Origin of the sequence: Nonomuraea zeae, assembly GCF_005889725.1 — a bacterium.
GTDB classification, from domain to species: Bacteria; Actinomycetota; Actinomycetes; order Streptosporangiales; family Streptosporangiaceae; genus Nonomuraea; species Nonomuraea zeae.
Map to the genome: position 1 here is coordinate 1 of NZ_VCKX01000410.1, position 8,954 is coordinate 8,954.

9 protein-coding genes and 1 pseudogene are annotated in these 8,954 nt (G+C 73.3%); 7 read left to right on the top strand and 3 right to left on the bottom strand.

Going from position 1 to position 8,954, the window contains the following annotated elements:
- The coding region (locus tag ETD85_RS56805) for a trans-sulfuration enzyme family protein (RefSeq protein WP_240780074.1) at positions 1-965 on the bottom strand (965 nt) is incomplete at its 3' end.
- A gap of 59 nt (positions 966-1,024) precedes the next feature.
- On the opposite strand from ETD85_RS56805, the gene ETD85_RS56810 reads away from it, so the two are divergent.
- The 6 genes from ETD85_RS56810 (at position 1,025) to ETD85_RS56835 (ending at position 6,598) form a co-directional block, all read left to right on the top strand.
- On the top strand, positions 1,025-2,455 hold the full coding sequence (locus ETD85_RS56810) for an aminotransferase-like domain-containing protein (RefSeq protein ID WP_138698149.1): 1,431 nt from the start codon (positions 1,025-1,027) through the stop codon (positions 2,453-2,455).
- Between the two features lie 12 nt (positions 2,456-2,467).
- Positions 2,468-3,154 carry an alpha/beta hydrolase gene (locus tag ETD85_RS56815; RefSeq protein WP_138698150.1) on the top strand — a complete coding sequence of 229 codons (687 nt, stop codon included), beginning with the start codon at positions 2,468-2,470 and terminating at the stop codon, positions 3,152-3,154.
- A 46-nt stretch (positions 3,155-3,200) separates the two neighbouring features.
- Complete coding sequence (locus ETD85_RS56820) at positions 3,201-4,088, top strand: ABC transporter ATP-binding protein (RefSeq protein ID WP_138698151.1); 888 nt, start codon at positions 3,201-3,203, stop codon at positions 4,086-4,088.
- Entirely contained in the window at positions 4,085-4,804 is a 720-nt protein-coding gene (locus ETD85_RS56825; RefSeq protein WP_138698152.1) for an ABC transporter permease, read from the top strand. The genes ETD85_RS56820 and ETD85_RS56825 overlap by 4 nt, the downstream gene beginning before the upstream one ends.
- 8 nt (positions 4,805-4,812) lie before the next feature.
- Positions 4,813-5,901 carry a sensor histidine kinase gene (locus ETD85_RS56830; RefSeq protein ID WP_138698153.1) on the top strand — a complete coding sequence of 363 codons (1,089 nt, stop codon included), beginning with the start codon at positions 4,813-4,815 and terminating at the stop codon, positions 5,899-5,901.
- Positions 5,902-5,992: 91 nt separating this feature from the next.
- Positions 5,993-6,598 (top strand): response regulator transcription factor, encoded by a 606-nt coding sequence (locus ETD85_RS56835; RefSeq protein ID WP_138698156.1) that lies wholly within the window; start codon positions 5,993-5,995, stop codon positions 6,596-6,598.
- 89 nt (positions 6,599-6,687) lie between these two features.
- On the opposite strand, the gene npdG is transcribed toward ETD85_RS56835, so the two are convergent.
- Together npdG and ETD85_RS56845 are read right to left on the bottom strand one after the other, a co-directional pair.
- Positions 6,688-7,341 (bottom strand): NADPH-dependent F420 reductase, encoded by a 654-nt coding sequence (npdG, locus tag ETD85_RS56840; protein ID WP_138698154.1) that lies wholly within the window; start codon positions 7,339-7,341, stop codon positions 6,688-6,690.
- 80 nt (positions 7,342-7,421) lie between these two features.
- The gene (locus ETD85_RS56845) at positions 7,422-8,564 is read right to left on the bottom strand and encodes a lipase family protein (RefSeq protein ID WP_206059526.1); all 1,143 of its coding nucleotides are present in this window, start codon (positions 8,562-8,564) and stop codon (positions 7,422-7,424) included.
- A gap of 171 nt (positions 8,565-8,735) precedes the next feature.
- On the opposite strand from ETD85_RS56845, the pseudogene ETD85_RS56850 reads away from it, so the two are divergent.
- Positions 8,736-8,954: pseudogene (locus tag ETD85_RS56850) on the top strand (hypothetical protein); the annotation flags it as partial.

The following is an 8,954-nucleotide window of genomic DNA, read 5'->3' on the forward strand; positions in this document are numbered from 1 at the left end:
CCCCCGCCGGCCAGGTCGAACGAGAACACCCCGCCGAAGCCGGACAGCAGCTTGCCCGCCAGCTCGTACGACGGATGCGACTCCAGCCCCGGCCAGTGCACGGCCGCGACGGCGGGATGCCCGGCGAGCCGGGTGGCCAGCAGCCGGGCGTTGGAGCAGTGGCGCTCCATGCGCAACGCGAGCGTCTGCAGCCCGCGCAGCACCAGCCAGGACGCGAACGGCTCCGCCGCGGCCCCCAGCTCGATCGCGAAGTGCCAGACCCGCTCGTAGAGCGCCGGGTCGGCGAAGACCGCGAGCCCGCCCACCACGTCGGTGTGCCCGGACAGGTATTTGGTGGTGGAGTGCACGACGATGTCCGCCCCGTGCTCGATGGGCCGGCACAGCATGGCCGTGGCGAACGTGTTGTCCACCACGGACACCAGCCCCAGCTCGCGGGCCGCCGCGCACATCGCGGGCAGGTCGGCGACCAGCGTCATCGGGTTGCTGATCGTCTCCAGGTAGACGAGCTTGGTCTCCGGGCGGGCCGCGGCGCGCAGGGCGGCGGGGTCGTTCTCCGGCACGTGGGTGACCGTGATGCCGAACCGGCCGGCCAGTTCGGCCAGCATGGCGGCGGTCCCACCGTACAGGGAGCTCTGGGCGATGAGGTGGTCGCCGGGCTTGAGCAGGGCGAGCAGCACGGTGTTGATCGCGCCCATGCCGGAGCCGGTGGCGATGGCGCCCGCGCCGCCTTCGAGCCCGGAGACGGCCAGCTCCAGCGAGCGGACGGTGGGGTTGGTGTAGCGCCCGTAGACGTACGCGCCGTCCGGCCGGCCCATCGAGTCGGCCATCACGGCGGGGTCGTCGAACGTGAAACCCGAGGTCTGGTAGATGGGCATCGTGATCGGACGGCTGCCCTCCACGACCGGCTGCGGCACGTGCACCGCGCGCGTGTCGGGGCGGAGCGCGTCAGAGCGGGAATCAGTCATGTTTCCAGAATCACCCGAAAAGGGGGCACATAGGAGAGCCAATGCCGCAGAATTGGTCCATGAATGGGGCCAATCTCGACGACCTGATCGATCTGCTGGGCCGGTGGGCGTCGGGGCGCGGGCCGCTGTACCTGCTGCTGGCCGCCCGCCTGCGGGCGCTGATCGACGACGGCGTGCTGGCGCCGGGCGCGCAGCTGCCGCCCGACCGCGTGCTGGCCAGCCGGCTGGCGGTGGGCCGGGGCACGGTGGTGGCCGCGTATGACCTGCTCCAGCAGGAGGGCCGCGTGGTGCGCAGGCAGGGCAGCGGCACCAGGGTGGCCGCGCTCGACCTGCCCGCGACGCGGACCACCGACGGCGTGGTGGCCAACCCCCTGCTGATGCACATCCTGCATCCGCCGGACGGCGTGCAGCTGCTGACCTGCGCCGCCCCGCACGATCCGCCGGCGGCGATGTTCGAGGCGTACGAGGAGGCGGGCGCGCGGCTGGCCAGGGTGCGCGACCTGGGCTACCAGCCGGCCGGGCACGCGGACCTGCGCGCCGCCCTGGCCGCCTACTACACCGGGCGCGGCGTGCCGACGGCGCCCGAGGAGATCATGGTGACGACGGGGGCCCAGCAGGCGCTCACGCTGCTGGCCGGGCTGCTGGTGTCGCCGGGCGACACCGTGCTGACCGAGTCGCCGACCTATCCGGGGGCGCTGGAGGCGTTCAGGCACGCGGCGTCGGTCGTCCGGCCCATGCACGTGGAGCAGGCGGGTCACGCCCTGCGCGAACGTCCCGCGCTGGCCTACCTCGTCCCCACCGCCCGCAATCCGGACGGCGCCGTCATGGACAACCAGGCCCGCAGGCGGCTGGCCGCGCTCGCCGCCGAGCACGACGTGCCCCTGATCGACGACGAGGTCTGCGCCGAGCTGTGCTTCTCGGGCGAGACGCCGCCGCCCCTGGCCGCGTGCGGGGGCGGGGAGCAGGTGATCACGGTCGGCTCCATGAGCAAGCTGGTCTGGGGCGGCCTGCGGCTCGGCTGGATCCGCGCGGCGGCCCCGCTGGTCTCGCGGCTGGCCAGGCTGCGCGCCGTGCACGATCTGGGTGGCGAGGTCTTCAGCCAGCTCGCCGCCGTGGCGCTGCTGCGCCGCCTGGAGGAGATCCGCCCGGCCCGCGTACGCGTGCTGCGCGAGCGCCACGACCATCTGTGCGCGGAGCTGCGTACGCGCCTGCCGTCCTGGTCGTTCGAGCCCGCCCTCGGCGGCCAGACCCTCTGGGTACGCCTGCCGCGCGGCGACGTCGACTCCTTCGCCCAGGTGGCGCTCAGGCATGGGGTCGCGGTGCCGCCTGGCAGGTCGTTCGACCCGCTGGGCGGATACTCCGACCACATGCGGCTGCACTTCCTCTTCCCCGAGGACGAGCTTTCGCGAGCGGTGAACAACCTGGCCGCGGCCTGGGCGTCCTTCGGCGGGGCCGATCACGCCGTGTCCCGCCACACCCTCATCGTCTGAAAGGGTGGAGCCATGGAGACGACCTTCATCCTCGTGCACAGCCCCTCCGTCGGCCCGTCCACGTGGGCGCCCGTGGCGGAGTCGCTGGAGCGGCGGGGGCACGCGGCCGTGGTGCCCGACCTGACCGGCGTGGTGGCGGGCGGGGCACCCTACTGGCCCACGGTGGTGGAGGCGGTGCGCAGCGCCGCCCCCGACACCCGCCTGGTGCTGGTCGTGCACAGCAACGCCGGCTTCTTCCTGCCGCTGATCAAGGAAGGGCTGGGCGAGCGGGTGGTGGCGTGCGTGTTCGCCGACGCGCACATCCCGCCGAGCGACGGCCTGATCAAGATCGCGAATGAGGAGTTCCTGCCGTTCCTGCGCGATCTGGCCGGTCCCGACGGCGTGCTGCCGCGCTGGACGGACTGGTGGGACGAGGAGGACGTGGTGGCCATGCTGCCCGACCCCGCTGTGCGGGTGCGGGTGGCGGCCGAGCAGCCGCGGCTGCCGCTCGACTACTACACGCAGACGCTGCCCGTGCCCGCCGGGTGGGACGACGTCCGGTGCTCGTGCCTGTGGTTCGGCCCCCCGTACGACAAGGTCGCCGAGGAGGCGGTCCGGCGCGGCTGGCCGGTGACCCGGCTGCCCGGCATGCACCTGCACCAGCTCGTCGACCCCGAGGCGGTCGCGGAGGCGCTGCTCAAGCTGTCCAGGAAGTCGTGAATTCTTCACTGTCGCGCGTGATCACGTCCCCGGCATATTCGGAGGCATGACAGCAATCGGCGTGGCCGGGCTCAGGAAGAGCCATCAGGGGTTCGAGGCGGTGAAGGGCATCTCGTTCGAGGTGGCCGAAGGAGAGATCTTCGCGCTGCTCGGCAGGAACGGCGCGGGCAAGACCACCGCGATCGAGGTGCTCGCCGGCTTCCAGCGGGCGGACGGCGGGACCGTGCGGGTGCTCGGCCTCGACCCGTACACCGATCGCGCGGCCGTCCGGCGGCGCATCGGGATCATGCTGCAGGAGGCCGGGTTCTTCCCCGACCTGACGGTCGCCCAGACGATCGACACCTGGCGCGACTTCACCGACGCGCCGCGCCCCCGCGACGAGGCGATCGGGCTGGCGGGGCTGGAGGGCCGGGCCGGCACCAAGGTGCGGCAGCTGTCCGGCGGCGAGAAGCGCCGGCTCGATCTGGCGCTGGCCCTGCTGGGCCGCCCCGACGTGCTGTTCCTCGACGAGCCGACCACCGGCATGGACCCGGAGGCCCGCAGGAGCACCTGGGCGGTCATCCGCGACCTGGCCGGTCAGGGCACCACGATCCTGCTGACCACGCACTACCTGGAGGAGGCGCAGCGCCTGGCCTCCACCATGGCGATCATGGACGAGGGCACGCTCGTGACCTCAGGCGGGATGGCCGAGACGCTCGCGGCGCAGAGCGGGCGGGTGGCGTTCCGGCTGCCCGCCCAGGTGAGCCCGGCCGACCTGCCGCTGCCGGTCACCATGGAGGGCGGGCAGGCCGTCTGCCGCGCCGAGGACCCCGACCTCGCCGCGCAGACGCTGCTGACCTGGGCCGCGGAGCGCGGGCTGCGGCTGGCGGGCCTGGAGGTCCGTACGGCCACGCTCGAAGACCTCTTCCTCGACCTGCCCAGGAGCGCCCGATGAGCCTGACCGCGACCTACCGTCTCGGCACGCGCCTGTTCTGGCGGGACAAGGCGATGCTGGTCGGCTCGGTGATCACGCCGGTGGGGCTGGCCATCGGGATGCCGCTGCTCATGCGGCACGTCCAGGCCGGCGGCGCGGACGCGGCGACCTCGGTCTTCCAAAGCTCGCTCGCGCTGCTGCTGTCGATCACCGCGTTCATGAACATCGCCGTCGCCCTCACCAGCCGCCGCGACCAGCTCGTGCTCAAGCGGCTGCGGGCCGGCCGCCTGACGGACCGGCAGATCCTGCTCGGCCAGATCGCCAGCACGGCCACCCAGACCGTGGCGATGATCGTGCTGTGCGTGGTGGCCGTGCGGTTGGTGGCCGGCGTCCCGCTGCCCGCGAACCTGCCGGCCTTCGCCGCCTTCGTCGTCGCGGGCTCGGCCGTGCTGTCGCTGCTCGGCGCCGCGTACACGGCCGTGATCCCGCGCGCGGAGCTGGCGGCCGCGTTCACCATGCCGGTGTTCCTGGTGGCGGGGGTCTCGGCAGGCGCGATGGGGCCCATCCCGCTGCCGTCGTGGCTGCTCCCCGTGCTGGACCTGCTGCCGACCATGGCCGTCGTCAACGCCGTCAAGACGGGCGACCTGGCGGTGCCCGCGCTGGTCCTGGCCGGCTGGGCGGCCACCGGGCTCGTCGCGCTCAGGCTGTGGTTCCGGTGGGAACCACGCAGGTCGTAAACTCCGCTGTGGTCTCCCTCTCCGCCAGACGCCTCGCGATCGGCCTCATCACGGCCGTCTCGCTCGCCTACTCGGTGATCGCGCTGACCTACTTCCTGCACAGCTGGCGCTACGGCGCGACGGCCGGAGCGGTGATCCTCGCGGTGGTCGGCACGCATCACCTCAACATGCGGGCGGCCCTGCGCGGCGAGCGGCCTCCTCGCTACCCCCTCACGCTCGTGCTCCAGGCGGTCGTCACCTACCTGCCGGACTTCGTCCTGCCCGGCGGCATGTCGGGGGTGACCGCCCCGATGCTGGCCGGCTCGCTGCTGGTGTTCCTGCCACTGGGCCGGGGCGGCGCGCTGGTCGGGCTCATGCTGGCGTACGAGGCCGCCGTGCTGGGGCTGAGCACCGCGAACTCCGTGATCACGCTGTTCTACCTGGTCACCACGTTCACGACGGGCGCGATGACGTACGCGCTGGTCCGCGTGGCCCGCGTGACCGCGGAGCTGGAGCAGGTCAGGGCCGAGCTGGCGGACGCCGCCGTGCTCAAGGAACGCCTGCGGATCTCCCGCGACCTGCACGACGGGCTCGGGCACAGCCTGACCGCGATCGCGCTCAAGGGCGACCTGGCCGCGCGCCTCATGGACCGCGGCGAGCCCGGCTCCGCGCGGGCGGAGATGGGCGAGCTGGTGCGGGTGGCGAGGGAGGCGGCCCAGGACGTACGCGGGGTGGCCAGGGGGTTTCGCGCGATGTCGCTGGCCGGCGAGGTGGACAGGGCGGTGGCGCTGCTGGAGTCGTCGGGGGTCGGGTGCCAGGCGCACCTGGCGGACGTCCCGCTGTCCCCGCGCGCGGAGGAGACGCTGGCCTGGGCCGTACGCGAGGCGGTGACCAACGTCCTGCGCCACAGCGAGGCCACCATCTGCACGATCACCACCTCGCTCAGCCAGGGGCGGCTGCGGCTGGAGGTGGCCAACGACGGCGCTCCCGGCCAGCCGGGCCCCACCGGGAACGGCCTCACGGGCCTGAAGGAGCGCGCCGCGCAGGCGGGCGGCTCCTGCGCCGCCGCCCGCACCGGCACGAGCGGCTTCCTGCTGACCGTGGAGGTCGCCGCGTGAGCGCGCTCGCAGCTCGCCACACGAGCACGTCCTTCCCGGCCGCGGAGGTCGCCGCATGAGGGCGACGACGCCGGCCGCCGGGGGCGGGCGCGTGATCAGGGTGCTGCTGGCCGAGGACATGCACATGATCCGGGCCGCGCTCACCGCGCTGCTCCGGCTGGAGGCCGACATCGAGGTGGTCGCGGAGGTGACCCGGGGCGACGAGATCGTGCCCGTGGCCATGGACACCCGCCCCGACGTCGCGGTCGTGGACATCGACCTGCCGGTGCTCGACGGCATCACCGCCGCCGCCGAGCTGCTCGGCCGACTGCCGTCCTGCCGGGTCCTGGTGCTCACGGCCATGGGGCAGCCGGGCCACGTGCGCAGGGCGCTGGCGGCCGGCATCACGGCGTTCCTGGTCAAGGACGCGCCGGGTGACCGGCTGGCGGACGCCATCAGGCGCACCGCCGCCGGGCTGCGCGTGCTGGACGCCGAGCTGGTGTCCTCGGCGATGGAGTACGGCGAGAGCCCGCTGACGCCCCGGGAGTCCACCGTGCTGAAGGAGGCCGCCAGGGGCGCCTCGGCCGAGGAGATCGCCTCCCGCCTGCACCTGTCGCCCGGCACCGTGCGCAACTACCTGACCGGGGCGATCACGAAGACGGGCGCCCGCAACAAGATCGACGCCATCCGGATCGCCGAGGACGCCGGCTGGCTCTAGCCACGGAGCCGGGTCGCGCACGGGCAGGTGCCGGCGACGCGCGGCCCGGCGATGCGGGGCCGGGACTCACGGGGGCGTGACGCGCGGGGTCAGATGTCGGTGATGCGGAGCCCGGCGTGGGCCTTGTAGCGGCGGTTCACCGAGATGATGTTGGCGGTGAGCGCCTCGACCTGGTGGGCGTTGCGCAACCGGCCGCCGTAGACCCCACGCACGCCGGGAATGGCCTCCGCCAGCGCCTGCACGGCGTCGGTGGCCTCGCGGTCGTCGCCGAGCACCAGGACGTCGAGGTCCACCTTGTCCACCGCGGGGTCCATCAGCACGACGGCGGACACGTGATGGAAGGCCGCCACCACCCGGCTGTCCGTCAGCACGGCGGCGGCCTGCTGGGCGGCGCTGCCCTCCTCGACGCGCAGCGCGTACGCGCCCTGCTTGTCGAACCCGAGCGGGTTGACGCAGTCGACCACGATCTTCCCGGCCAGCTCGGCGCGCAGGGACTCCAGCAGCGCCTTGTGCCCCTCGTACGGCACCGCCACGATCACGATGTCGGCCCGCGAGGCGACGGCGGCGTTCTCGTCGCCCGTCGCGCCCGCGCCGATGGAGTCGGCCGCCTCCTGTGCCCGCTGGGCGCTGCGCGACCCGATCAGCACCGGGTGCCCGGCCAGCGCGAACCTGCGCGCCAGCCCCTTCCCCTGGTCGCCGGTGCCGCCGAGGATGCCGATGGAAAGCCCGCTTGCTTCAGTCATAGCCAGATCATGCCAGCTCGGCCCCGGCCCGGCGGCACCGCCCACCCCTCCACCGGGGCGGGCGGTGCCGGAGAAGCGCGCTAGCAGTTGCCGAACGCAGGCAGGCCGTACACCCGCAGGGCCAGCCATTCGATGGCCAGCGGGCCGCCCTCGATGGCCCCCGTGACATGGTCGGGCGCGGGCAGCGCGGTCCAGCGCACGTTCACCCCGGCCCGGCAGTACTCGGAGCGCAGCGTGGACCCCACCGCGAGCGGGATGATCTGGTCCCCCCTCGCGTGGTACAGGAACATCGGCACCCGCGGCGCCACCGCCCCCAGCCGGTTCTGGCCGAGGCGGGCCAGCCACTTTGGCTGGTTCATCAGGTCGATCGGGCTCAGGTCGGCGAAGCGGAGCCCGGCGAGCTTGCTCAGGTCTCCCACGCAGTCGTCGGCCGCGTCGGCGAGCAGGGCGCGGCCCCGGTCGTTGAGGTCGGCCTCCAGGTCCAGCTCGGGATAGGCGGCGTCGAGGCCCACCCCGGCGGCCGCGGCCAGCCCGAAGTCGGCGCCGCCGTCCAGGTGGGCGGCCACGGCGTGCAGGTCAGCCGGTACGCCGCCCGCGGCGACGCCCCTGAGCCGCAGCTCGGGCGCGTACGTGGGCTGCAGCTGCGCCGCCCACCCGGCCGACGCGCCGCCCTGCGAGTACCCCATGACGGCGACGGGCGCCTGACTGGACAGCCCCGCGCCGGAGACCCGGCTGGCCGCCCTGATCGAGTCGAGCACCGCGTGCCCCTGCGAGACCCCGGCCATGTACGTGTGCAGGCCCGGAGTGCCGAGCCCCTCGTAGTCGGTCATGGCCACCGCGAACCCCTTGAGCAGGAACAGGCTCACCAGCGCGAGCTCGGCCTCCCGCCCCTGGCTCATGCTGACCGAGGGGGCGCACTGGTCGCCGAGCCCGTGGGTGCCGAAGGCGTACCCGATGATCGGGCGGGCGCCGAGCGGGTAGCCGCTCTTGGGCACGAGCAGGGTGCCGGACACGGTGTTCACCGAGCCGGTGGCGGAGGTGGAGTTGTAGCGCAGGTGCCAGGCGTTGACCGGCACCTCCAGCAGCTTGCCCGGCAGGAGGTAGACCGTCGTGGGTTGTGCGGAGACCACGTCTCCCGGAGCCGCCGCGCGGGCCGGGGTCGTGGTGAGGGACATGATCGCTAACAGGACCATGGACATGCTGACGCGGACACGTAAGTTCATGTGCCGCCCCTCTCCGTGAAGATCGCACACTGGGACGGCGGCGCCGCGAGCCGATCGTTACCCGAGGGTAACTCCATGTCAAGGCCCGAAATGACGGGGAAACACAGGCTGTGTCAACACATCACTCGCGAATCAGCCACCCCGTTCATTCCCGTCATGCACCATGGATTCATGGACTCAGGATCGGTGGCCTTCCTGCGCGAGCTCCTCGCGGAGACCGGCTGGCTCGAACGCGCCCGCGAGCTGGGCGTCGCCCTGCGCGCCACCCGCTCGCCCGGCGGCCTGCTGCTGGTGGGCACGCCCGACGACGAGCCCTGGCACCTGACCGCGCACCTCAGCGACGAGGCCAGGTTCTCCGGCCTGCCCCAGCTCTGCCTCTTATACACATCT